Genomic DNA, 23,901 nt, shown 5'->3' with positions numbered 1-23,901 from the left:
CTGTAAAATAACCATGGCCCGTCTAGAGAATATCAGTCCCAAAACATTACTCTTTTGCCCAGCTCGCCTCCCACCAATGAATAGCATAGGTCTCATTTTTTATATAATTGTGCGAATAGCCTTTTCCCGCTTGCTGAATATAGGGACTGTTTATTGGATAAAAATAGGTAGGTGGAAATATCACAGAAATCAGCTGATCTTCTGGTGCGTATTCAAAAAATGATCGAGTTAAAAGCCATGGTCCCGTTCGCGTAACAATCCCCGGCTCATTTTTGAATCTTTGCATATTATGCAACATTGTTTCCATAAAAGGGTGCCCAGGTATCGATCCCATAAGAGCACTCCCCAACAACACGCCTGATCCGTCATCGTTAACGCTGAATGCGTCAACTGGGATCATTCCTGCAAAAAAATCACAATATTTATGCAACTCATCAAATGGCTTGAGGCATTCAAAATCTGTATCAACATATAAACCACCAAATTGAAAAAGCAGTTCACATCGGAGGATATCAGATTTTTCACCAAAATTTGTTGCTCTGTCATATAAATCTTGGTTGAAAAGGTTAATGTTTTTCACTAGCTCATCATTCCATAGGATAATTTGCCAGTCAGGATGATGCGCTTTCCATGAATTAACCCATTTACTATATTTTTCGGGGAGGTTGCTGCCGAGCCAAATAATATGAATAATAGGAGGAATCCGATAAGTATTTGTTTCAATGAGTGCACGGTTTAGAAATTTTTCATTAAAAATCTCTCTCAATTTGATGAAAGCTTGTGCATGCGTTTGCCCACCAAGCCATTTAAAGCTGAAGCTCCCAGGCGCATCAAATCTCTTGGTGCATCTCTCATAAGGTCTTTGATAGTATGAGTCGCCCTTACCGCAAGCTATATCGAAATCTGCTAATTGAGGAATCGAAAATGATAGATTTGCCCAACCAACAAAAACTAAAACGAAAAAAGATAGCATGAACTCTTCCTTATATTTGAACGTCTGCAAGCCTCCAGAGCGCTAATGCTTTATCACCCGCTTTTCTACCACCCTCAGTACATCCTTCATTAATAACCTCAAGCGGATCAGGAAAATTAAAAGGCGCTTCAGTTAAATTAATTGGTCTCCAATTTCCTGTAGCAATATCTACGTTTTCTCTTGTGTTCATAAAATTAGTTACCAATAAATAAGTCGCCCCACTTTTTTTTATGTTTCTCAAAGCTTTGGCGACATGTTCATTTGACAAATGAACTAAACAATCACGACATAGAATCAGATCAACCTTAGGAAGAGCGTCATTGACTATATCCAATGATTGAAAAGTTCTTAAATCATTGCAATAAAGTTGTTTATTCTTCTCAATAATCTCTTCCACAATATCAATTCCTATGTATTGCACATCTAGAAGCACTTCTCTCATCCAATAAAAGTCACCGCAAGGCGCATCGGCCATCGACTTTATATTGTACCTTTCCAAGAGCTTTGGTATCTCAACGCGAATTATTCTGGTCTGACAAAGGTCCGACCCCAAACCCGAATATGAAGCCCCACAATACCATCCCCCAGTAGTGTATATGTTCGTAAATACTGTTTGGATTTGCTTAGATGTTGACCGACGTGTCTGATCGCTCTGTGTAACTGATGCTAACAACAGGAAAATCATAACGATCAAAGCTTTTTTCATACTATCCCCTTTTTTAATGTATTGAAAATCTATTAAATCATTCGAAAAACTATCACTATTTTTATAATGCTACAATGCATTCTGAGGTCTTTTATTTTAGTAAACCATTAAAGAAACACCGGTGCACTAGCGATAATGTAAAAATAGGAATTTTATTCCACTATTGATTAAAGAAAAAAGAATAAAAATTGAAAAAACGACAACTTTTTTTCTCTTGCTAAAGGGATCTTCAATAAACCTATCCGTAAAATAAATAAGTGCGTTTATGTATGCAAAAACGACAAGCCCCAGGGTATATGCGTTTGCGGGGACTGTAAGCAGGGGAAAAATAGAATAAGCTGCCAAGCCGGACAAAAAAGGAATCAATTTCTCTCGGGTTATTTTTCTAAAAATAAAAAAAATGCTCACATGTAAGTACCGCAGTAAATAATAAAAAAGGACCCCAATTTTGGACCATAGATTAAGGATTATGAAAAGGGGATTGCGCAACATAAAATTTAAAGCCAGCTTCTTTACTATTGGATCATAGCGCTCATCACCAAAATCGATACCCGGAATAATTTGGCGAGCCTCGTCTAACGCCCATCCGTCCGCGTACTCAATGGCATTAGGAGATAGAAATCCTAAAAATCCAAATCCTAGATAAAAATTATGCCAATGAGGATGAACATGCGCTGTTGGTAAAAATGATGGAATGTGCGTTGTTAAATATTGAGTACTCTCTTTTTCAATCTTTTTTGTATATAAAGGAAAAAACGAGATGCCCGCAATGAATAAAACTGACAATAGAAGTTTTTTATACAAAGGCAATTTAAGGCTTTTGGTAAGCCACAATGAAATTAAAAACCAGAGAGCCACTCCCAAGCCAGAATATGAGCGAATTATATGCGCAAAACCGCAAAGGCTACCGCCAATAAATGCAACTGGAAAAAACCAAGGAGATGCCATATGTTCTTTAAAAAAGTAGACAGCAATCGGCACACAAGCAATGACAGTAAAACTATATAAAAAATAGACCTCTCGCACATAAAAAAGACTAAAAATGCTGCAGCTTATAAGTGAGACTAAAGCAGCGCCACAGTATATAGGAAATTTGCGGTAAATCAAAAAAATGCCAATCATTCCAAGGAAAGTGCTTAACCCCCAAAGACCGTAAAAAAAGATATCAATCGCCTGATCAAGCGCAATATTAAAAAAATGCGCAATGTGCGGGACAATTATAAACAAACCAATATCATCAACAGAATTGGCTCGCGTAAAAATAGGCGTTAACGTTGTGCCGTCATATTCAATGAGCGAGTTTCCGGTCTTTTTTAGACCAGCCAAAAGATATTTGAGCACTTCATATCGACCCGGGCTAAACTCCATCAGCCTTCCTCATTGATAGAACTGATCGACGCAACCCACTCGTCAACAGTACTGAATCTAGAAAGAAATTAATGCTTATAACACCATAAAGAACTGAAAAGGCAATAAACCCCAGACAATAAGTTAAGAATGGCATCGTAATAATTGGCATGATGGCACTGCAGAAAATCCCATTAATGAAACTCATCTCTACAGCAAATGGTTTGGGAAAAAACAAAGATACCGCTGCACCAAAATTTGCAGCTAATAGGAAAAGCATTAGGAGTATCCCAAACTTCCCAAATATGGTAAATATAACAAAAAAATTCTGCTCTCTAATGATGCGAAGCACCTCTATTTTTAAGATCTCTTCATCAGAAGCTCCACTGAGCTTAGGATTTCCCATACGCTTCTTTTCTAAAAAATCTCCGGCCGATTTGTCTTCAAACCGAATATTGTCAATGTTTCCAAATTTGAGAAACCCAAACCCAATATAGATCATGTGCCATAATGGATGCTTGTATTCCTTGAGGGTGTGACCGCTAAAATTTGCTTTTGCAAATTCATGGTACGAGCGCTCTTGATAACGTGTAAAACTGTGCGCAATCAACATCCCAAAAGCTAGAAAAGTGAGTGCCGATAGTTTTTTGTATTTTGATATCGTTTTACATGCGATAAAAAGAGTTAAAATAAATAGCAATGATGATAATCCCGAATAGGCGCGAAAGAATTGCGAAAACCCTATCAACAAACCTGCATATAACCCATAGCTAAAATACGTACCTATTCTAGTTTCGTTTGTACATAAATAAAGCGCCCATGGCACCAGTGCTACTGTTATAGAAGAATATATCATGTAGGTATCACCAATGCGTAGAGAGAGAAAAAGAATAGCCGACAAGCCAATGATTGCTACCGCCTTTTGCCATTTTGAACGAAACATATAAAAACACGCAATCAACCCACTCATCGATGAAAGCACAGGAACTCCATACATAAATAGTTTAATTGCAACATCAAGCGAGCAATTAAGCATCAAAGCAATTTTGGGTATCAGCCAATAAATACCAGGGTCATCAGCTGCTGAAAATGGAATTAATGCAAATCCATCAAATCCTACTAATGGAACCGAAGTCTTGCGCAGTCCTTCAAGCGCATACTTTAAATGAACATATCTCCCATCAAACGGCTTATAAAACCATACTAAAGAACAAGTTGTTGAAAAAAATGATTGCAGCAGAGCTATCATGCGCAAACTCACTGTTTAATTTTTTTTTGCATTATAACAGCATAGAGTGCCCCGCAGGGAATTTTTGCTAAAAACTTTTCTGTAAATCGCAGCCACCGCAAAACACTGGGGAAAAAACAATAAAATTTAATTTTTGACCTGCCACGCGAATTAGTTAATCGATATGCATACCACGGCGTCAGCATTTTTGCATTTTGATCGATAGGGTTATTGTTAAATGTGCGAACGGTAAGTGGATTGAGCGGATTAAGTTCAAATAAAACAAATGAGCCGCCCGGTTTTAATACCCGCGCAATTTCATCCATATATCCTTGGTGCATATCAAATGGAATGTGATGGAAAGCTCCTGCTGCGCATATAATATCAAACATGCCATCGACAAAATCAAGCTGCGTTGATGAATCTGAGCTAATGAAAAAGTGCAGTTTTGGATATTTTTTTTGAGCAATCTCAATGCTCTTTGGGGATGGATCTGCACCGTAAATTTCTGCATTTTTAAAATAGTTAGCCATGTAACCAGTCATCATTCCATCGCCGCACCCAAAGTCAAGAATAACAATTTTCTTATCAATAATTCCTGGGAACCACTCAGCAAGTTTACGCACTTTAAGCTCAGCAAAATACGAGCTTGATTCTCCTGAAAGCGAAAGTGATTTGTCTAAGTTTTCGCGATAGTTTTGCGCGAACTGATCAAACTCTTGATTGATGTGGCTCATTCTCATCCCTTTTTTGCGATGCCGCTATTTCTTTTTGTTTAACAACAGTGTCAATAATATAAAGAGGTCGTCCTTTTTGTTGTTCAAAAATCCTACCAATATATTCGCCAAGAATCCACATCAAAAGAAACTGGACTCCCATGAAAATATACATGATGGTTGTGAGCCATTTAAAAAGGGGATAGTAAATACCGTAAAAAATAGTATCGCAGCAGATAAAGAGAAACATTAAGCAACCGGTAGCTATTACAAACATGCCAATAAATGCCGCTAGGCGAAGTGGAAAAAGAGAAAAGCCGGTCATTCCATCAAACGCTAATTTGATCATTTTGGCCCAGGTGTAGCCTGTTTGACCTGCATGACGATTTGGTCTATGGAAATCAACGTATGCAGATTCGAACCCAGACCATGCAACCATACCGCGCAAATAGCGCGATTTTTCGCGACAATTTTTTATCGTTTCCAGAACCTTTTTGTCAATAAGTCTAAAATCTCCAACATTACGCGGCATGTGCACGTCTGAAATCCGGTCGAGAAGTCTGTAATACCAAACCGCCGTAATTTTTTTTAGAAATGAATCCTGTCGATCTGCGCGGCGCGCATAAACCACTTGCACTCCCCGCTCCCATTTTTCGAGCATTTCAATAAGAAGCTTCGGAGGATCCTGGAGATCTGCGTCCATGGTAATTACTGCATCTCCGCCTGCATGGTCATAGCCGGCCGTAAGCGCCATTTGATGCCCAAAATTGCGACTAAAATTAATACTGATTACTCTATCATCAGAATTGGCTAATTTTTCAATTAAATACCTCGATTTATCACTACTGCCATCATTTACAAAGATTATTTCAAAATCATAATTTTTAAGTTGCTCAAAAATGACATTCAGCTCTTTATATACGAGCAAAATATTTTCTTCCTCATTATAAATCGGCAAAATAATCGAAATTAATTTATTTTTTGCTTCCAACTTTTGTTCCAATTGCGTACTTTCATTTGCGCTTCCCTTACTTTTCACAGGGATTTTAGCACACAAATATGTTTAGGAAAAGTCATCATCTTTAAGCTCAAAATATTTTCTAATACTTGAGCTTGGGTTAGCAACACACGATTTGAGGGCAGTAGCTTCACCGAAGCTTAAAGAAAAAGCTTTAGCTCTAGCAAAAGAATGATATTGGCTTTTTTTTGAATTCAAATTACTGATGGAATTAAGACCAACATCAGAACAGCTTAGCCCTAAGGAAGCGACATATGGCAGAATCGAAAAAGTAATAAAAAAAATAGAACGACTATATTCCATCGTCTCTCCAACAATAAAAATAATTTGGCGTAATTAATGCATCATGAAAAACCTATCAACTTTTTGCTAGGGCATCTTATTAATAAAATAATCAAACTGCAATCGCTCTAATTTTTTTTAGCAGGGGAGATCCTCTATCTTCCACATCATCAAACACTTATCTCCTTCATATCCCTCATTTACAGATAATAAAGGCATCGGAAAATTAAATGGCTCTTTAGTTAAATTTATCGTTCTCCAGCTACCAGCGCTTATGTCACTATTTGTTTGAGTCTCTGAGTAGCACGTTGTTAATAAATATTTACAGCCACTGCGCTTAATATTACGCAACGTTTGCCAAATTTGTGCAATCGATAAATGTACCAAACAATCACGGCATAAAATCAAATCTGCTTTAGGCAACCAATCGGTAATAATGTTGAGCTGCACAAAAGTTCTTTTTTCTCCCTGGTGCATTCTTTTATTTTCGTTTATCAAACTTCCGACAATATCTGCACCTATATAATCAATACCTAAATCAACAAATTTCATCCAATTAAAGTCGCCGCAGGGAATATCTAATAAACTTTCTACACCATACTGTTTAATAATTCTTGGAATTTCTTGTCGTATCAATTGCGTGTTGTATAGACTAGAACCACACCCAGAGTTAGTTTCTCCCGTCCACCACAATCCTTTTTCGTATATATTCGTGAATACGTGCTCAACAGAAGGCTTTTCACTCGCACGTACACGTACCTCTTTAGCAAAACAACAAACTATTACCATAAGCGGCAATAAGTTCTTCTTCACAATAACTCCTTCTTTATTAGTTAAGTTTCCAAATTCCATAATTTCGATCTCCAAGAGCAACTATTCTTTCAGGTTTGGGCAAGTTAAACGGAGTTGCGCATAAATTTAATTGTCTTTTTTTATCCGTACTATTCTCAACATTCTCTGCGCCCTGATCATGAGCAATAAGGAGAAACTGTGCACCACTATCAATAGCCCTTTTTAGCATGAGATGACACTCTTCAAACGATAGATAATCTAATATATCGCCAAGCATCAATAGCTCTGCCTCGGGAAGGGAATCTTGAGTCCAATCTTTCCATAAATAGCTTCTATTTTCATCAGGATATGCGATGCGGTAATTTAAAACTAAAAACTTAACAGGGCTCAATGCTTTATAGGTAACATTAGCAAATTGTTCATCACCAACAATAAAGCTGCAAGCCCCTAATTCTGTCACTCGACTTACCTCTAAAGATTCAATCAACCTCGATAGGACACCTTGCTTATCTTGAACAAGACTGTTGTTATTTTTTTCTTCAAAATAGCGCCCGGTAAGCATTCTCTCCACTCGGGTATTTACGTTAATTCTTCTTTCATTTTCAAATGATTTGCCCCAACTACATGCAAACCAATGATTTGCATAGGTGCTAATCTCTTTATGACTTATTGAGTCATCTTGACCTGGTGTAAAATAGCGCGGAGGATAAGCAACGACTCCCTTAGAAGCCTGCGGAACAGTTTCAAAAAAAATACGCGTAAAATACATCGGCCCTGTTCTCTCGCTCAGTGTTGGCAAGGTAGATGATTCTCCCATCCCTGCAACCAATTTCTTTATGAGTGGGTGGGCCGGCGCTGCCGCCACCAATCCATTACATAGACCAATTCCACAATAGCCTAATGACAACGCACTTGCATAAAAGCTATTTGCATAGTGGAATGCGTCAAATGATTTATAACATTCATAATCGGTGTCGATATATAAACCTCCATATAAGTTGAGCAACTCAAGTCTCAGGATATCCGACTTTTCTCCAAAATTAGATGCTTTATCAAATAACTTTTTATTGACTAAAGGAAGTAAAGGTAAATCATCATCACCCCATATAATATAAGTCCAGTCTGGGTGATGCTCCTGCCAGGTTTTAGTCCAGGAAACATAAGCCTCTGGGAGGGGACCTCCCAACCATATCTGATGAATAATCTTTGGGATTTGTAATTCTTTATTTTCATTCCGGGAACAATGAATAGAATATGTCTCGAATTGAGCTCGAGCAAACGAGTATGCAAAGGTGGTGTCTCTAAACCAAGGTTCCGCTGCTTTATTTTCCCTGCAAGCCTGATACCATGGGCTAGCATACTTTCCCATCAAGTCGTCAAATGCTTCACCTAAATCTGACCAGTCAGATTTGAGAGAACTAGAAAAAATAACTGCCAAAGCGGCCACAAAACTTAAATTTATTTTTTTCGTTTTTTTCCTCATCACTCGTCTCACGAGAGCTCCTAATTAGTTTAAAGCTTCCATCAACTATTGATTGGGCGGCCTTAATAGATAAGCTTAACCAGAAAGTACATCATTAAATTTAAGCCCTCAATTATTATTTTTTTGGAGCTCGATTGTCATGAACCAACCACATCTATTCCACCCGAGAACCGATGCTAGTATATAGGCTGCAAACCTAAATGGCCATGATTTATATAGCAACAAATCATGATAACTCACGGTCGCTTTAATTTGCTGGATTTTCACGGGATATGTGCCAAGCATCTGCTTTACCTCCCTGAATGTATATGCCTTTGTTCCAACACTCTCCTGATCATAGAAAAGGACATCCCTCAACGACCTAAAGGGTTTTCCTATAAACGCACTAGTTAGTAAATAACGATAAAATGCGAAAAGTGAATATCTGTGATAAATCATTAGCTTGATGACGCCACCTGGCCTACACACACGAATTATTTCGCCCAAACACCTGACGGTGTCTGGTGAATGATGGATAACTCCCCAGGAGTAAACTAAATCAAATGAGTTATCTGGATAAGGAATATTTTCTGCATCAGCTACTTGCAAATCATAAGGTAATAATCCTTCGTGCATCAGCCGATGGCTTACATTTTCTATCGCTTCGGATGTCAGATCAATTCCATAAGCCTTGGCACCAGCTCGTACCCATTGAAGAAAATCGGTGCCTGCACCAACCCCAACTTCTAACACTCTTTTTCCTCGAAAGCGCGTAAATTGCGCAAACGCAAAGATCTCCGGCTCAATTTGATACCGATACTCTTCTATTTGTTGAAAATAATCTCTTGAAAATTTTTGACCACGTGCAATACCAGTACCGCAACTCGCCTTATTCCAATACTTTTTCACTGATTCTTTTAACTGATATTGATTCATTCTAACTCCATCATGCAGTGACTTGCTTTGTCTTTGCTGATTGTTGGCATTGAGCCTACTTAACTGTTGATTGACTAAACATGAGCAAGACAATTTGTTTACAAATAGACAACTAGTATATTATTTTCTTAATGATTTTTTTTTCTACAAATAACAAGGAGATCAGTTGGAGATATACTACAAAATCTTTACTCTTTCAATTAGTTTTCTGTTATCCATCTCATTAAAAGCAAACGTATCTAGCTTTTATTATGCTCACGAAATCTTGCCCTATGTTGCAAAGCTGATGCCAGAAAAACCCATAATAGTCGAAGCTGGCGCTTATGACGGGGCCGACTCGGTGCATTTGGCCAAGACCATAACGAATTGTACCGTACATTCATTCGAACCTGTACCTGAGCTATACAATAAAGTCTTAACTAAAACGCAGGGTGTAAAAAATATATTTACCTATCAGATGGCACTATCGGATAAAGATGGAGAATCTCTATTCTATGTCTCAGAATTAGCTGAAAATCCGGGCGTAGCGTCGGCTTCAAGCTCACTTTTGCCGCCAAAGGAGCATACGGTGCTTACTCCACAGCTTTCCTTCCCAACTCAAATTTCTGTTAAAACCACAACCCTAGACACATGGGCAGCGCAAAACGGTATTACACATGTTGATTTCCTTTGGCTTGATATGCAGGGTTACGAAATGAATATGCTAAAGGGCTCTCCAAAGATTTTAAAAACTGTGAAAGCCATTTTAACTGAAGTTGAATTTATAGAAGCGTATCTTGGTCAATATCTTTTTGCTGATATCAAGAAATTTCTTGAAGCGGAAGGATTTATATTAAAGGCTTTAAGTACTGCTGGTGAGTGGTTTGGGGATGCCCTATTTGTTCGAGAATAACGAAACCATGACCATCACAGCCTGACCTCTCCATGCAAATGATGTGGATAGGTGGTACTTCCAAACGGGTCTACCCCTATGTCCAATTTATCAATAAACAAAACCCTGAGCTCACCACTAGCCGCCTTATCGGCTAAATATCCTCCAACAGCGCGCTCAATAGTTATTCCTTTTTGATCTAAGGCGTGATAATCAAAGCTTTGGAGCATTTTTAAAAATTGGGCATATCTCATTGCAAAGCATTGGGTTAATGCATATTTGTTACATACCTTAGCGATAGCGTGATACTTATTTCGATTTTTTTTCACAAGCTTAAGAAAATATTTTGAAACCAAACACCATCGCCCAGTTAATTTTATTATCATATCGTCCGTATCAAATCGAAAATGGCGCAATCCTTCAAGCATTGTTATCCCTTCGTTAAGCCCCTTGTCTCGCAATGAAAAATTGTTGGCACCTGAATAGAATACATTTTTGGAATACTCATCGAGAAAGGTCGGCCCATTTTTCTTAAGCGCTTCTATGATATAGAACTTTTTATATCTATATTTTTTTAAGGTTTTGAACGCTTTAATATACTGCTGCTTTCTAAATTCAAAATTATTATCGGCAAGCGCAGCTGTCAAAACTATGATCTCCTTGCCCTGAATATGCATATTTACTGCAAAAAAAATAAGAGTTAAGGTTTTGAACATTTGGTTAATTTAAATTTCTAATTGGTTACAATGTGATCAAAATCATTTTTTTTAAAGAAGAATAATAGCATAGAAAAATAATATTTTTAAAGACGATAATAATTAAATTTTTTTCTATTTCCGCAATGCTAACATTTTGCATACCGATAAATTCCCAAGTCGCAATTTCTAATAATGAATTTGAAATTATCAAATACTTAGGGCACTCAGCAAGAAATAACGAGTATTGATTTCTTATGGTTTGATCTGATGATATAAAAATATTTCTCGAGATAGAAGATTTTACGCCGAAAAAAATTAGCACATTCAACAAATCATAACAGTGACACATTAAGCGCAATTCGAACATCTAGGATTAGCGTTTTAGGAACGTGGTTTTTAGAAACAGATCATACAATGGAACTGACCGTTCGTAATTGGACACGATAAACTCACTGGAAAGATCTATATAATAACTTGAGATTATCACAGGTTTATGTTTTTCAATCGCCATATGCACATCATATTTATTTCCGGTCAGTCTCTCATAAATTGGAATTAAATCAGATTTCTCATGATTCATCCGCGCTTCAAACCAAAAGAAATCGATATCGTGCCGAAACAGGTTAAAAAAACTTTTTCCATCGTAAACCGATGAACCTTCGGGAGCATTATTTAGCACAAAATTAATTTTTTCATGCGACTCGCGATTAATTCCTTTCACAGCCATTTTTACAACTTGATAGCTGTTTCCAATTATTGATCCCCACGTAAGTGCAAACATAATCATGAGCATTTTATAGGGATTTCCTAAGCATATCTTATAAATCGCACAGCCTGCGATCATCGCCATGAGCGGAATTGCGGGTGCATAATATTGCGCATACGAAAATTTTGCAATAACGATTGCAGCAAATAAAAGCCAAACTGAGCACCATGCAATTATTTTTTGATAATAGGTTTCAAGATAATAAAAAATGCCAATTGGATAACATGCGCATAGCAATTGACTCGTTGCCAAGAGTTGCAACGTATAAAATGGCAAAAACCTACCGGTATGCATCGCATTGAGCAGCCAATTAAATTTATAATACAGCTCCCAAGCCCCAACAACCGATAAGTAGGCAAAATAACCAATGATTGGCGCCAAAAAAGCGACCGCATAAACAACGCATTCTAAAAAAGAAATTTCTCGCTTATAAACCTGCAGCAGAAAAATTACAGCTATTGCCGCGATCAAAAAAATCGCTTTTTGCAAAAACAAAAAAGAGAGCGATAAAAATAATGCGCTTATCACGAGCTGCGCCCAACGCTTTAATTTTTTCTGTTGTTCGAAAAAATTAAATAAAAACAATAACGAAATCATGCCGCACAAAACTTGCGGGCCGTCTGGCCTGATTTGCAAAAGTTTGGTAAAAATCATTGCTGTTAATAATAAATAAGCGCTGAGCATCGCAATTTCTGCATTAAATAAACGCTTGGAAAGAAAATAGGTAACGAGCCCAATTAAAAAATATTGGAAAAAAACAATCATACGAATAATTAACAGTGTACGAAATACCTCGCCAAATAGTTTGATCACCGGAACTAATAAATAATACAAGAGCGGATGGTGATGCTGAAAAAAATCTCGATAAATTACGCCATCATGAATTATTTTCCATGCGGTATGCACCGCTTCAATCTCATCTTGGTCAAAAGGAGCGTAGACTTGCACAATACCCATCAAAATCATCATCAAAATAATGGTGCCAGTCCCAATGCGCACGAATACGCATGAAGAAATTTCTGGTAAAGACTTTTTAAGCGCGTTTAGATTCATGATATTCTTGCTCAGTATTCACGGCCCAAATATTCTCTTTTTCGTGCGAGCCCGCAATTATATTTTCGACCGCTTGCATCGCTGTCAGCATAGAATGGTCTTGGTTGTTATATTTATGCATACCATTCCTACCAACTAAAAAAAGATTTTTAAATTGATCGATATAATTTTTTATATGGTCAAATCTATTGTACGTACCAAAATAGGCAGGATAGGTTTTCTCAACGCGTAAAACGGTCGCATCTAAAACGTCCGCTCGATCGATGAACCCCATTTTATACATTTCTTCAATAGCAAGCGCAATCAAGTCCGATTCAGATTTGCTCCAAAGTTCATCACCTTCATTGCAAAAATATTCAAGCCCTACCCACACATTACTTGGATCGGCGACCATGTACGGGCTCCAATTATTAAAAATTTGCAAACGCCCGACAAATACGTCAGGCTCTTGAATGTAGATCCAATTATCTTTAATTAAGCCACCATCTGCTTCTTTAATTTTTAATTTTTTCAAAAGTAAACCTACGGTAATAAAATCGCGGTACATTAAACCATCGCTCAGCATTTTAATCTCTGCAGGAGCTTGCCATTGAAACGATTGCACGAGCTCTTTAACCGGCATAGTAGAAAATACGTGCGAAGTATCAAACAACTCTTCTTGCCCCGTATGCGAATCAAATGCGCACACTTTTGAAACTAACGAATCTTCTTTATATAATTTGCTTACCTGCCAACCCATCCTGATCTCTCCACCGCCCGCCCGGACTCGATCGGCAACCTCTTGCCACATTTGGCCAGGTCCGAACTTGGGATAGAGAAATTGTTCAATCAAGCTCGTTTCAGTGTTCTTTTGGGCGATATCATTTTTTTTGGGCACTATTATTTGTTTTGCAAAATGCTGGATTGTTTTAGCAACCGATAATCCTTTAATGCGCTGAGCGCCCCATTCAGGACTAATTTGCGAGCATGAAAGGCCCCATACTTTTTCTGTGTACGATTTAAAAAATGTGCGATAAAGTTCAGTTCCAAAACGATTGATAAAAAAATCTTCTAGGTTTTTTTCTTTTCTTATGGGAAACGCGCAGCTTTTCATGTAACTTGCGCCAATTTTCACAGTTGAAGTAAGACCGAGATTCCGAACCGTTTCTGGATTAAATTGCAACGGATAGGAGAAAAATTTTCTTTTAAAATAAATGCGCGAAACTCTGGAGCGCAAAAGCATTACCCGATCTTCAATCGCTGGATTTGGGCCACTTAAGTTACCAAAAATTGAGCGCGATTTATTCTGGTATGAAATGTTGGTTTGCCCTGCTTGAAGTGCCTGAAGCGGCAGAATTTCTGCCCACCAATTCATCACACGATCCGATTTTGAAAAAAAACGATGCCCACCGATATCAATACGATTCCCGCGATAATTCACCGTGCGAGAAATTCCCCCTAAGTGTTCACTTTTTTCTAAAACAATTGGCTTGATATTTGTGCGCTTAATAAGCTCATATGCCGCCGTTAATCCTGCTGGCCCTGCTCCAATTATAATCGCCTTTTTTTGGCTCATTCTCTTCCTTTTGCAAATTCATCAATACGTGCAACATGCGCATTCCATGAATAATATCTAAGAATTTCTGTACGCGCATTATTCCCTATCACTTTCAAATCATTTTTCGAAGCGTCAGCAAGAGCACGGATAGCTCGAATAAATTCTTCTGGCCTATTGCTTTCAGCCAAAAATCCGCAGGCCGTTGCCCATTTGCTTTTATCATTCAGAAAGTCTGCCCGGACGGCTGGCACAATTATCTGGGCAAGCTGTTCAAGATCGGATGCTATAACAGGCTTTGCTAAACTCATATATTCAAATAATTTTGTTGGCGAGCCAAAAAACCTACTACCATCTTTATTTGGTTGATTCGGGGAGATAAACGCATCGCATGCTGCTAAATATTTACGCGCACATTCGTGCGCTACCATTCCAGGCATAATAATTTTTGATTGGTAAGCATTAAAATCCTCGAGATTTTTCCGCAGCATCCCAAGTAACGGCCCATCACCGACCAATATAAAAAAAATATTATCTTTTTTTTGCGTGAGGGCAGAAACTATTTCAGCAATGAGCTCAACACCGTGCCATTGCGAAAAAGTGCCAATAAAACCAACTACAAACGCATTTTCTGGGATTTTATAGAAGTTACGAATTTCTTTACCCAACGGTTCGAGTACCAAAGGATCAAATAGATACGGGTCGACACCGTTCGGGTTTACTAATATTTTTTCTGGTTGGATTCCGCGCTTAATTAATTCTTCTTTGAGTGGATCGGAAACAACAATGATGCGCTGAGCCGATCGTAAATTAAAGATCTCAATTTTATTGATAAGCCAAAGAAGTTTAAATTTTTTTTTCACAGCCCATTCTTTTTCAACCCAAACCTCTGAGCCATTATATTCTAAAACAAGCGGCAGCTTTTTTATTGTGCTGATGAGAACGCCAACGCAATTTAGAATACTGTACCGCTGATAAATATATGAAATCTTTTCTTTTTTAATAGATCGAAGAACTTGTACGGAAAAAAAAACATTGGACAATAAGCAGTTAATCTTCCAGCGCAAAAACGAAAATACACGCGGATTTTGCAGCTTATAAAATCGAGTAATAGAAAGCTGCTCAATTTGTTTTTGCATCATCGATGCGGCAACAATGACGCGATAGCCCCGCTTAATTAATCCGGAAATTACGCCCGTCGTATGCGAAACAGAACCTCCCGCTACTATTTCCTGGTCCGAAATATCTGTTCGCAGATAAAGAATCGTTCCTTGCGCGCTTTTCATAGCGTTGATCCTGCAATCAAATTCTGCAGCGTCCATAATTGAACGGCACATTCTCGCTGCCCCGCCGCATTTTGTTTATACATTCGCTCCATCGCATCGAAATTAATGTATGCACCCCATTCTGCACGTTTTTTCACAAGCATTTCTTGAAAATATGGTTTAAAATAGCTGCCCTCTTTAAACCAACGCATTGTCGGCGCTGCAAAGCCAACCTTCTTTCGATAAACAACATCCTGCGGAAGCGATCGCTCAGCAACTTTCTTAAGAATATATTTTGTGATGCCATTTTTATATTTGAGTGCTTGGGGAATTCTGAATGCATATTCTACGAGTTCATGATCCAAGAATGGAACTCTTCCTTCGACCGATGTTGCCATCGCCATTTTATCAAGCCGCATAAGTAATAATTCGGGCAATCGCTGCTTCATTTCCAAATAAATCATACGATTTAAGAAATCTAAATGCGGCGCACGCTCGTCAACTTGCTTTAAATGATAATCGACGATTGCATAGCTATCTGCTTCCTGATCAAATCCCGGATAAATTGCTTGCAATATGGAATCGTAGGGAGCATGTGCGGCAGCATCAAAAACTTCTTTCTTTAGCAGTTCCGGAAATGCGATCGCTCCACTCCAAAATAAATTTCTTCCCTGGGCCCATTGTTGCACAAGCGAAAGGCGGTGTGGTTTGTGCGCAATAGCCCGTTTTGCTAATCCATAGACCCCTGTTTTAATAACTCCTGGAACATATTTTGTCGCGGGACTCCAATATTTATTATAGGTATCCACATATTGCGCGTACGTTGTGTATCCGCAAAAAAGTTCATCAGAACCCTCACCAACGAGCACTACCGTTACCCCCGAATCGCGTAATAGTTTTGCGACAAAATAAAGCGGAATACAAACACAATCAGCAAGCGGTTCATCTTGATGGTAGACCATCGACTGGAAAAATTCGAACGCCTCTTTTTCGCTGATCGTGATTTCATGATGATCGGTTTTAAATTGAGTCGCAACTTTGCGCGCCCATTCAACTTCGCTGTATTCCGGGCCATCAGAAAACGAAACGTTAAACGTTTTAACCATATCTGAAGTGCGGCTCATGTGCGCGACGATCAAACTCGAATCAATCCCACCAGATAAAAAAGAGCCAAGCGGCACATCCGACATTAAGCGCTTGTTTACCGCATGGCTAAAAATCGATTCAATATCATCGATCGCTTGCGCTTCATTCGTTATAAGAGATTGCCCCGCAACCACATCGAGCGGATTATACCATTCTTTAAATGAAACATTATTGTTTGCGTCAGCTTTGAGATAAAAACCGGCAGGCAACTTATAAATGCCTTCATAAAGCGTAAGGGGTGCCGGCGTTACCATATAAGTTAAATAATGCGAAACGCCGCGCACGCTGATATTTTTTTCAATCCAAGGCAATGGCCAAAGGGCTTTGATTTCCGAAGAAAAACTCAATACGCCATTTTGCAAAGAAAAATAAAGAGGCTTAACACCAATTCTATCGCGCACCAAATAAAGCTCATTTGTACGCATATCGACAATAACAATCGCAAAATCGCCCTCAAGGCGATCCAAACATGCAATTCCCCATTTTTTATACGCATACAGAATTGTTTCGGTATCAGAATTGGAGCTGAAACGATAGCCTTCCGCTTCTAATTCTTTCCGCAACACAGGATGATTATAGAGTTCGCCGTTGCAAATCACGGCAATAGATTTTTCTTCATCAAAAAGTGGCTGAAATCCGGCTTGAGAAAGATCAACGATGCTCAAACGGCGATGCACGAGCGTGGTTTTTTTATCGGGAGCATGCCAAATTCGAAATCCATCCGGCCCACGATGGCTCATTGATTGTTGCACACGGTTTAGAACGATCTCATCAAGCGCATGAGGCGCAGCAGAAAGAAATCTGTACCCCGCTATTCCGCACATACTTGCTCTCCAATATTTATCCCAAAAATTCATACGATTTTTAGGGCCCACAATATCTATTTCTTATCGATATGATCTTTATACCACTAAATTTTTAAAACTTAAACTTGCGCAAAGCAAACAGCCACATTTGTGCAAGCAAAATACCGTGATAGAATCTGCGGATTTGCGTTTGCCCATACGTGCGTGCTTTATAATGCACCGGTATATCGACAATTTTTAAATGCAATTTTGCAGCACCGAATAACAAATCGAAATCACCAAATGGATCAAAATCGCCAAAATAAGAACGGTTTTGAGCAATAAGTTCGTAATCTCTTTTGAATAAAACTTTGGTGCCGCAAAGCGTATCTTTTACCTTTTGCCCGAGCAGCCACGAAAACCCTAAACTAAACGCGTGATTTGCAATTATATTTAAAAAACGGGTTGCTCCCGATTCCATTCCATACACAAAACGTGATCCGTTTATCATTTCACCTTTTCCTGATACAAGTGCATGAATAAAAAGATGGAGTTCATGCATCGGCACCGTGTTATCGCCATCATGAATCATTAGAATGTCCCCACTTGCCATTTCAAATCCGAGGCGCACCGCATCACCTTTACCATTTCCTTGCTGCACTGCAAATCGAATATTTTTTTCCGGATAAAACTCTGCAACACGCTTAATTTCATCAAGCGTGCCATCCTTTGAATGCCCTTCAATAAAAATAATTTCTGTTTTTTCTCCCAATTGCGGCAATGTTTTCACAATTAACTCAACATTTCCTCGCTCATTTCTGCAGGGAACAATAACCGAGACCATCGGCTTTTTTTCGATTTGAGAGGCGACGGGACGCGCGACAACCCATTCCATTAAACATAACCTATTTATGAATGGGATATGTGAAAAAAGCGTATTTAAAATCCATGAAAAAACAGGAATATAAAAAGGAAAAAGGAGCTTTCGGCCGCTCGTAATAATCTCAAAGCCGCTTAAATAAAGTAAATTTTCAAGATCGTTAAGCGAAAGCCAATTTTTTAAAGGAGTTTGGCGCCGCATTCCCATTTTTTGGCCAATGCGCAAAAATGGTTCCCATAAAAAAGAGTACATATCCAAAACGATGCGCGTACGATCGTGGCAATGTTCTTTCAACTGATTCAAAATTATTTGAATATCATCTATCTCCATAACAGTAGAAGAGAGAATGATGTAATCAAAAAGTTCTCCCTGTTCAATCTGATCGAGCGAACTATAAAATCGATATGATGGGAACTCCTGCTTAGCAAGCTCAAGGCAATCTAGTTCAGATTCGATACCAACGCCATATGAAGGCTTTACTGCTTTGAGCAGCGTTCCCGTCTTGCATCCAATTTGCAACACGCGAGAATTTGCTGGTACTGCCCAACTATAAAATTGTGCGATTGATGCATGATAATACCAATTTTTTTTTAGCCAAAAAGAGAATGGTTTTTGCTGCGTACCGGCAGCCTGGCTCATTATATTATTCATTGATTAATCGCCTTTTTTTTGATTTTTTTGCTAGCATACAAATGGATGGGTAATAAGACAAATTATCAAAAAAGGAATGTATGATTCTCTATCTTTTTATTTTGGTTGGAGCGATGAGTTCAAGCACTCTATTTACGATGGATAATGAAAAAGCTAATAGTTCAGGGTTTTTTGTCAAATCTCAATCTCCCAGCTCTCCTCGCTTTATTATCTCGAGCGATTTACTCGCTACAAATGCGCTTGAATCGAAAAACGCGCTTCAATTATTTTATCATTATACGCCAATAATTTCAGAGTTTTCGCAAAAGCGCTCATGGCTTGAAAAATATATCACAATTCCCGCCCATACTATGGCAATCGTAAAAACAGGATATGAATACGCCCGTGGGACCGATCCAAAAAAGAAGGGCCTGAGCAACTCAATCGACGGGGTTAGTTTCTACTTAAGCTTAAATAGCATGACACCGCTGAGTGATGATGAAAAAGCAAAGGCTTTAGAATTATCAACACAGCCTGAACCAAATCTAGATGTGATTAATCACATAAAAGAAAAAGCATTTCTAGGTTTAATTTTAGCCACCAATCAAGATGTATCTGAACAGGCATGTTATCAAGATCAGCTGCGCAAAAAAGGGATAATGATACGGGATCTATTTACCCAAGGAATCGTAACCACGCCGCATTATAGATTACTTGAAGGAAAAGAACTTTCGGACGATCCATTTGAAAAAGTTGGCGACAAGTGGCTTGCGGCAAAGGGCAGAATAGGCTCACAAGAATTTGAAGATACTCTTTTAGAACTTTCAAAAGATAGAAAACCAATTTTTCTAACAGGGCGCAAAGAATATTTTAAAGCATTGCAAAAATCAAAAAAAATTACCGCTGCCTATTGCCCTTCACCAGAAAAGTTGCGAGAATTTTTGGATGAAACAACAACCGACTATGGCTCTGAATATCCTTTTGGAGAAGATTGGCTGGAAAAAAAATAGCTATTTCTCACCAGATCCGAAAGTAAATGCATACGCTGATACATCTTTTGGAAAAATCAACGTTAGTTGATGACGGCCATAATCGCCTTTGAGATCCAAAATATCGTACATGCGTGCTTGATTCACGCGCAATTTTCCATTGGTATCCATATCAACAGTGCGGTACTTTTCTGGTACTGGTTGCCCATCAAGCAAGATTTCAACAAATGCTTCGCTTGTTGAATCCATCACTAAATATACGCGATTTGCTATGAAGTTCAGATCTAATTGAGCGCCATCGCGTTCGGATCGTATAAATTCACCATCGGCAAACCATTGCCCTTTAAGCCCAATATGATTCGCGCCTAGTTTTTCTGTAAATGAATAATCGACGGTTTGATTTTTAATAATTTTTATTTCTGGGCTATAAGCACGCGCTCGATCGTATCCCAGATAAGTCTCTGGCGTTTGTGCGCCCCCAGAAGTTTTTTCAGGTTTCTCTTCTTCAGGAGAAAGCCCGAGTAAACGACGAATAGCATTTTCAGTTTCTACATAGTTGCCTTCGCCAAAATGAGTTTGAACAACGATCCCATTTTGATCAATCAAATAATGCGCTGGCCAAAAACGATTATTATAGTTCTGCCAAGTCTTGTAATGATTATCTAAAGCTACCGGATAGGTAATTCCAAAACGAGTTACTGCGTCTTTAACATTTGCACTCTTTTTTTCAAATTCAAATTCTGGTGTATGCACACCAATTATTACAAATCCTTTATCTTTATAATCGCTATACCATTTCTTAAGATAAGGAAACGTTCGAACACAATTTATGCAGCTATAGGTCCAAAAATCGACCAAGACAACCTTGCCGCGCAAATCTGCTAAAGTCCGCGGCGCAGAGTTAATCCATTGGCTAATACCAATAAAATCGGGCGCTTGTGATTTTTTTTGAGAAGGGAGAAATTCTGGATTACTCAGTGGGTTTATTTTTTCTAATTCTTTTTTGATCGTTTCGCTATTCTCAATCGAAACAGTAGGGAAATAATTAAGCTCAACCCACCGAAAAACAACATCATCCAAATGAAAAGCTATAGCAAATGCGCCAATAATCATAAGCACACCAAAAATTTTGCGCAAGGGTTGCGCATAGACAGAGAGCGCAACCGTCGAATTAATAATTTTACTACTCCCATACATAATAAAAAACATTGGAATTGCAGCCCCGATACTATACGCAAGCGTCACCACCACTGCCAATAAACTCAATGAACCGGTTGCCACTAGCGTCGTTATTGCAGCCAAAATTGGCCCTCCGCAGGGCGTCCAAATTAATCCGAGTGCGATTCCTATAATGAATCCACTTAAAAACCCAGATCCGGTTGTGATTGAAAATGATTGCAGGTTTTGACCAATAAGCGCAACGCCGGCAGTAGCTCGTTCAAACCATTGATCGATACTCGGAAAAATGAGCGTTAGACCAAAAAATGTGACAATCGCTATAGCTATGTACCGTAAGAAGTCTGGCGAAATACCAGTGAGCTGAACAAGTGCCGTGAGCGTTAACGTAAAAAATGAAAAGCTTACTATCAAACCGCATACAATCCCAAGCGGGCGCTTTTTTCCTTCACCAACGCCAGCTGAAAGTAAAAGCGGCAATACTGGTAAGATGCATGGCGAAAGAACAGTTACAATGCCAGCTAAAAATGAAAAAAGAATAAGAATAATCATGCGACAATACTATTCAATCAGCCTTATGGTGCTTGTTGTTGCCGCCGCGCCCAAATTGTTCTTTATTTCCCCATTTTCCTCGAGTTCTAATCATGCGTGCAATATTGGATGCGCCTCGAGACATTTTGCGATGCATATTGCCCAAGCGATCTTTTAAATGATTTTTAAAACTTGAGTTATGCTCTGCCCGTTTTTCGTCACTATTGAATATCTTATTGAAGAACTTCTTCATACCCTATCTCCTTTTCCCTATTGCTACCTTAACAGTATCAACAATAAGAAAGCAATATTCATCCGATCAGAGTAAATGGTGTGTCCACAAAAAAAGCCGCCTTAAAAAGCAGCCTTTTTCTTTAAATCTGATAGCAAACAACTATTTTTGAGCTGCTCGTTGTTCAGCCGCTAAATAGTTTTTTGAAAACTCTTCACGGTTGATATGCGCGCGGCACTTCGGACACGTGGTTGTTCCTTGGCCATGAATCCAATTTTTAAGACATGATGGGCAAATTGAATGTCCACAAAATAAATTTACGCGATGGCCCTTGCTTTCAAACGATTCCAAACACACAGGGCATTCTGCGTCTCTATAGTTATTTCTTTTTGCTTTTTCTGCTTCACTAAAAAAAATCTTGTTTCTACGCAATCCATCGGCACTTTTTTCATTAAAATCTGGATACGTTTCGCGAATTTCATCCCGCACTTGCGGGCCTGCGCCCATGCCAGCCCCCTGCTGGGTCGCTTGATTTATCAATTGTTCTTGTTCTTTTTTTACCGCTTTTTCGATATCCCATTGAATATAATAATTATCAAGGTGATCGATAATTAAACGCTTTCTTAGAATGTCTTCCTCAATTTTCTTTCCTTGCAATTTAACGACAATTGGGCGTACCGTCGCTTCATCAACAACATCGCCATTGCGCGTCATATTTTGCACAACTTGCGCAGTAATTTTTTCGATAATAAATGTTTTAAGTTCGCCCTGAACCGTATCTTTCAATAAATTTTCGGCGCACTGCCTCGAACTTAAGCAATTTGCAAACAGAAATCTCATAAATTGATTGGCAAATTGCCGTTGCGCTGCATGTTCTTTTTTATTTGGAATAGAAGTGTAAAAATATGGATCGGTTTCTTTGTCCACTTTTTCTCTAATAGTAGGATAATTTTCCAACATTTCCGGCAACACTTTTGACTGGCAATAAGAAAGAGATGCTGAAAGAATAAACGGCAGTATCAAAAAATAGTTTTTACGCATTATAAAACTCCTTGTGAAATTTCTTTATCAAAGAATTCTACCATTTTTTTGTTTTTAACGCATAATTTCAAGATGCCAAAGCTGCCGAGCTTTAAATCCCATTTTAAGATAAAGAGATTCTGCATTGGGTGTAGCGTTTAAAACCGCAATGGTTGCTCCGCAATCTTTTGCATGCCGCAAACATTTTTGCGTTAGCGCTCGCCCGATACCTTTTTTTCTAAAGTTTTCTTTAACGAATACCATCCAAATTCCGGCAGTATCGTGATCGTCGATAAAAAGTTGTGCCCGGCCCACCGGCTCATCTTTATGATACGCGACAAAAAAAGTAGAAACGGCGCTCATCGGTTTGAGCGATATTAAAGCTTCTTCCATTGATAATGAAAATCCGGGCGCAAATAATTGAGCGAAATCATTGAGTTCTTCTTCATTGCTAACGGCGCGAATAGAAAATTCTTCGGAATCTTTTTGGAACGTAAACGATGGAATATCAAGAATCATTTCTAAACGAGTTACTGGATCTTTAAACCACGGGCAAATGTCCACATTTAGCTGATCTGGAAGATGCTGAATATAAAATCGATTGCCATTAAAAAAATCTTGCGCGCTTTTAAATTCGTCATGCGTTCTAATATTCCAGGCCGCATTGAAATACCCACACTTTATGGGACCTAAAAAAAAATCGGCATTACCAACTCGAGCCGTTGGCCAACCGATTTTTTTCCAAAGACAGAAAAAATTATATTTAGTGGTTATATAGTGTTCGCTATTTACTGTTTCGCTTTTAGTCAAGCAACAAAAAAATGACATTCCAATCAATAATAAAGTATAGTGCCAGCTCTTCATC

22 protein-coding genes are annotated in these 23,901 nt (G+C 38.5%); 2 read left to right on the top strand and 20 right to left on the bottom strand.

Annotation, left to right across the window (positions count from 1 at the left end; genetic code table 11):
- Positions 1–46 precede the first annotated feature (46 nt).
- The 10 genes from VHO47_05680 to VHO47_05635 form a co-directional block, all read right to left on the bottom strand.
- The gene (locus VHO47_05680; GenBank protein HEX2978585.1) at positions 47–973 is read right to left on the bottom strand and encodes a glycosyltransferase; all 927 of its coding nucleotides are present in this window, start codon (positions 971–973) and stop codon (positions 47–49) included.
- Positions 974–983: 10 nt separating this feature from the next.
- Positions 984–1,679, bottom strand: a complete 696-nt coding sequence (locus VHO47_05675; protein ID HEX2978584.1) for a class I SAM-dependent methyltransferase — start codon at positions 1,677–1,679, stop codon at positions 984–986.
- Positions 1,680–1,805: 126 nt separating this feature from the next.
- Positions 1,806–3,047 (bottom strand): hypothetical protein, encoded by a 1,242-nt coding sequence (locus VHO47_05670; GenBank protein HEX2978583.1) that lies wholly within the window; start codon positions 3,045–3,047, stop codon positions 1,806–1,808.
- On the bottom strand, positions 3,037–4,275 hold the full coding sequence (locus VHO47_05665) for a hypothetical protein (GenBank protein HEX2978582.1): 1,239 nt from the start codon (positions 4,273–4,275) through the stop codon (positions 3,037–3,039). The genes VHO47_05670 and VHO47_05665 overlap by 11 nt, the downstream gene beginning before the upstream one ends.
- A gap of 8 nt (positions 4,276–4,283) precedes the next feature.
- Positions 4,284–4,991, bottom strand: coding sequence for a class I SAM-dependent methyltransferase (locus tag VHO47_05660; protein ID HEX2978581.1), 708 nt, complete (start codon positions 4,989–4,991; stop codon positions 4,284–4,286).
- Positions 4,966–5,973 carry a glycosyltransferase family 2 protein gene (locus VHO47_05655; GenBank protein HEX2978580.1) on the bottom strand — a complete coding sequence of 336 codons (1,008 nt, stop codon included), beginning with the start codon at positions 5,971–5,973 and terminating at the stop codon, positions 4,966–4,968. Before VHO47_05655 ends, VHO47_05660 begins: the two co-directional genes overlap by 26 nt.
- A 60-nt stretch (positions 5,974–6,033) precedes the next feature.
- A complete protein-coding gene (locus VHO47_05650; GenBank protein HEX2978579.1) occupies positions 6,034–6,291 on the bottom strand; it encodes a hypothetical protein in 258 nt (85 codons plus the stop codon).
- A 117-nt stretch (positions 6,292–6,408) separates the two neighbouring features.
- Positions 6,409–7,122 (bottom strand): class I SAM-dependent methyltransferase, encoded by a 714-nt coding sequence (locus VHO47_05645; protein HEX2978578.1) that lies wholly within the window; start codon positions 7,120–7,122, stop codon positions 6,409–6,411.
- Complete coding sequence (locus tag VHO47_05640; GenBank protein ID HEX2978577.1) at positions 7,100–8,557, bottom strand: glycosyltransferase; 1,458 nt, start codon at positions 8,555–8,557, stop codon at positions 7,100–7,102. The genes VHO47_05645 and VHO47_05640 overlap by 23 nt, the downstream gene beginning before the upstream one ends.
- A 96-nt stretch (positions 8,558–8,653) precedes the next feature.
- Positions 8,654–9,460, bottom strand: coding sequence for a class I SAM-dependent methyltransferase (locus VHO47_05635; protein HEX2978576.1), 807 nt, complete (start codon positions 9,458–9,460; stop codon positions 8,654–8,656).
- 166 nt (positions 9,461–9,626) lie between these two features.
- Between VHO47_05635 and VHO47_05630 the strand changes: the two genes are divergently transcribed.
- A complete protein-coding gene (locus tag VHO47_05630; protein ID HEX2978575.1) occupies positions 9,627–10,352 on the top strand; it encodes an FkbM family methyltransferase in 726 nt (241 codons plus the stop codon).
- A 14-nt stretch (positions 10,353–10,366) separates the two neighbouring features.
- Here VHO47_05630 and VHO47_05625 read toward each other — a convergent pair whose 3' ends face one another.
- The 6 genes from VHO47_05625 to VHO47_05600 form a co-directional block, all read right to left on the bottom strand.
- Positions 10,367–11,008, bottom strand: a complete 642-nt coding sequence (locus VHO47_05625; GenBank protein HEX2978574.1) for a hypothetical protein — start codon at positions 11,006–11,008, stop codon at positions 10,367–10,369.
- 394 nt (positions 11,009–11,402) lie between these two features.
- A complete protein-coding gene (locus tag VHO47_05620; GenBank protein HEX2978573.1) occupies positions 11,403–12,848 on the bottom strand; it encodes a glycosyltransferase family 39 protein in 1,446 nt (481 codons plus the stop codon).
- Positions 12,829–14,403: an NAD(P)/FAD-dependent oxidoreductase gene (locus tag VHO47_05615; protein ID HEX2978572.1), complete on the bottom strand. Its 1,575-nt coding sequence runs from the start codon at positions 14,401–14,403 to the stop codon at positions 12,829–12,831. The genes VHO47_05620 and VHO47_05615 overlap by 20 nt, the downstream gene beginning before the upstream one ends.
- Positions 14,400–15,668 carry a glycosyltransferase family 4 protein gene (locus tag VHO47_05610; GenBank protein ID HEX2978571.1) on the bottom strand — a complete coding sequence of 423 codons (1,269 nt, stop codon included), beginning with the start codon at positions 15,666–15,668 and terminating at the stop codon, positions 14,400–14,402. The genes VHO47_05615 and VHO47_05610 overlap by 4 nt, the downstream gene beginning before the upstream one ends.
- Positions 15,665–17,617, bottom strand: coding sequence for an asparagine synthase (glutamine-hydrolyzing) (gene asnB, locus VHO47_05605; protein ID HEX2978570.1), 1,953 nt, complete (start codon positions 17,615–17,617; stop codon positions 15,665–15,667). The genes VHO47_05610 and asnB overlap by 4 nt, the downstream gene beginning before the upstream one ends.
- A 94-nt stretch (positions 17,618–17,711) precedes the next feature.
- Complete coding sequence (locus VHO47_05600) at positions 17,712–19,109, bottom strand: glycosyltransferase (GenBank protein ID HEX2978569.1); 1,398 nt, start codon at positions 19,107–19,109, stop codon at positions 17,712–17,714.
- 80 nt (positions 19,110–19,189) lie between these two features.
- Between VHO47_05600 and VHO47_05595 the strand changes: the two genes are divergently transcribed.
- The gene (locus tag VHO47_05595; GenBank protein HEX2978568.1) at positions 19,190–20,098 is read left to right on the top strand and encodes a hypothetical protein; all 909 of its coding nucleotides are present in this window, start codon (positions 19,190–19,192) and stop codon (positions 20,096–20,098) included.
- Here VHO47_05595 and VHO47_05590 read toward each other — a convergent pair whose 3' ends face one another.
- From VHO47_05590 to VHO47_05575, 4 genes are all read right to left on the bottom strand, one after another.
- Positions 20,099–21,805: a cytochrome c biogenesis protein DipZ gene (locus VHO47_05590; protein ID HEX2978567.1), complete on the bottom strand. Its 1,707-nt coding sequence runs from the start codon at positions 21,803–21,805 to the stop codon at positions 20,099–20,101.
- Between the two features lie 13 nt (positions 21,806–21,818).
- Positions 21,819–22,037 carry a hypothetical protein gene (locus VHO47_05585; protein HEX2978566.1) on the bottom strand — a complete coding sequence of 73 codons (219 nt, stop codon included), beginning with the start codon at positions 22,035–22,037 and terminating at the stop codon, positions 21,819–21,821.
- 141 nt (positions 22,038–22,178) lie between these two features.
- A complete protein-coding gene (locus VHO47_05580; GenBank protein HEX2978565.1) occupies positions 22,179–23,057 on the bottom strand; it encodes an RING finger domain-containing protein in 879 nt (292 codons plus the stop codon).
- 54 nt (positions 23,058–23,111) lie between these two features.
- Positions 23,112–23,900, bottom strand: coding sequence for a GNAT family N-acetyltransferase (locus VHO47_05575; protein HEX2978564.1), 789 nt, complete (start codon positions 23,898–23,900; stop codon positions 23,112–23,114).
- Position 23,901: the final 1 nt, after the last annotated feature.

This window comes from Candidatus Babeliales bacterium (assembly GCA_036260945.1).
GTDB lineage: Bacteria > Babelota > Babeliae > Babelales > JACPOV01 > JACPOV01.
Note: the sequence above shows the minus strand (reverse complement) of the source record. Positions and strands in the feature narration are given on the sequence as shown.

Coding starts and splice junctions, on each gene's coding strand:
- VHO47_05680 (HEX2978585.1), bottom strand. CDS start 973: ATGCTATCTTTTTTCGTTTTAGTTTTTGTTGGTTGGGCAAATCTATCA.
- VHO47_05675 (HEX2978584.1), bottom strand. CDS start 1,679: ATGAAAAAAGCTTTGATCGTTATGATTTTCCTGTTGTTAGCATCAGTT.
- VHO47_05670 (HEX2978583.1), bottom strand. CDS start 3,047: ATGGAGTTTAGCCCGGGTCGATATGAAGTGCTCAAATATCTTTTGGCT.
- VHO47_05665 (HEX2978582.1), bottom strand. CDS start 4,275: ATGATAGCTCTGCTGCAATCATTTTTTTCAACAACTTGTTCTTTAGTA.
- VHO47_05660 (HEX2978581.1), bottom strand. CDS start 4,991: ATGAGCCACATCAATCAAGAGTTTGATCAGTTCGCGCAAAACTATCGC.
- VHO47_05650 (HEX2978579.1), bottom strand. CDS start 6,291: ATGGAATATAGTCGTTCTATTTTTTTTATTACTTTTTCGATTCTGCCA.
- VHO47_05645 (HEX2978578.1), bottom strand. CDS start 7,122: ATGGAATTTGGAAACTTAACTAATAAAGAAGGAGTTATTGTGAAGAAG.
- VHO47_05635 (HEX2978576.1), bottom strand. CDS start 9,460: ATGAATCAATATCAGTTAAAAGAATCAGTGAAAAAGTATTGGAATAAG.
- VHO47_05625 (HEX2978574.1), bottom strand. CDS start 11,008: ATGCATATTCAGGGCAAGGAGATCATAGTTTTGACAGCTGCGCTTGCC.
- VHO47_05620 (HEX2978573.1), bottom strand. CDS start 12,848: ATGAATCTAAACGCGCTTAAAAAGTCTTTACCAGAAATTTCTTCATGC.
- VHO47_05615 (HEX2978572.1), bottom strand. CDS start 14,403: ATGAGCCAAAAAAAGGCGATTATAATTGGAGCAGGGCCAGCAGGATTA.
- VHO47_05610 (HEX2978571.1), bottom strand. CDS start 15,668: ATGAAAAGCGCGCAAGGAACGATTCTTTATCTGCGAACAGATATTTCG.
- asnB (HEX2978570.1), bottom strand. CDS start 17,617: ATGTGCGGAATAGCGGGGTACAGATTTCTTTCTGCTGCGCCTCATGCG.
- VHO47_05600 (HEX2978569.1), bottom strand. CDS start 19,109: ATGAATAATATAATGAGCCAGGCTGCCGGTACGCAGCAAAAACCATTC.
- VHO47_05595 (HEX2978568.1), top strand. CDS start 19,190: ATGATTCTCTATCTTTTTATTTTGGTTGGAGCGATGAGTTCAAGCACT.
- VHO47_05590 (HEX2978567.1), bottom strand. CDS start 21,805: ATGATTATTCTTATTCTTTTTTCATTTTTAGCTGGCATTGTAACTGTT.
- VHO47_05585 (HEX2978566.1), bottom strand. CDS start 22,037: ATGAAGAAGTTCTTCAATAAGATATTCAATAGTGACGAAAAACGGGCA.
- VHO47_05580 (HEX2978565.1), bottom strand. CDS start 23,057: ATGCGTAAAAACTATTTTTTGATACTGCCGTTTATTCTTTCAGCATCT.
- VHO47_05575 (HEX2978564.1), bottom strand. CDS start 23,900: ATGAAGAGCTGGCACTATACTTTATTATTGATTGGAATGTCATTTTTT.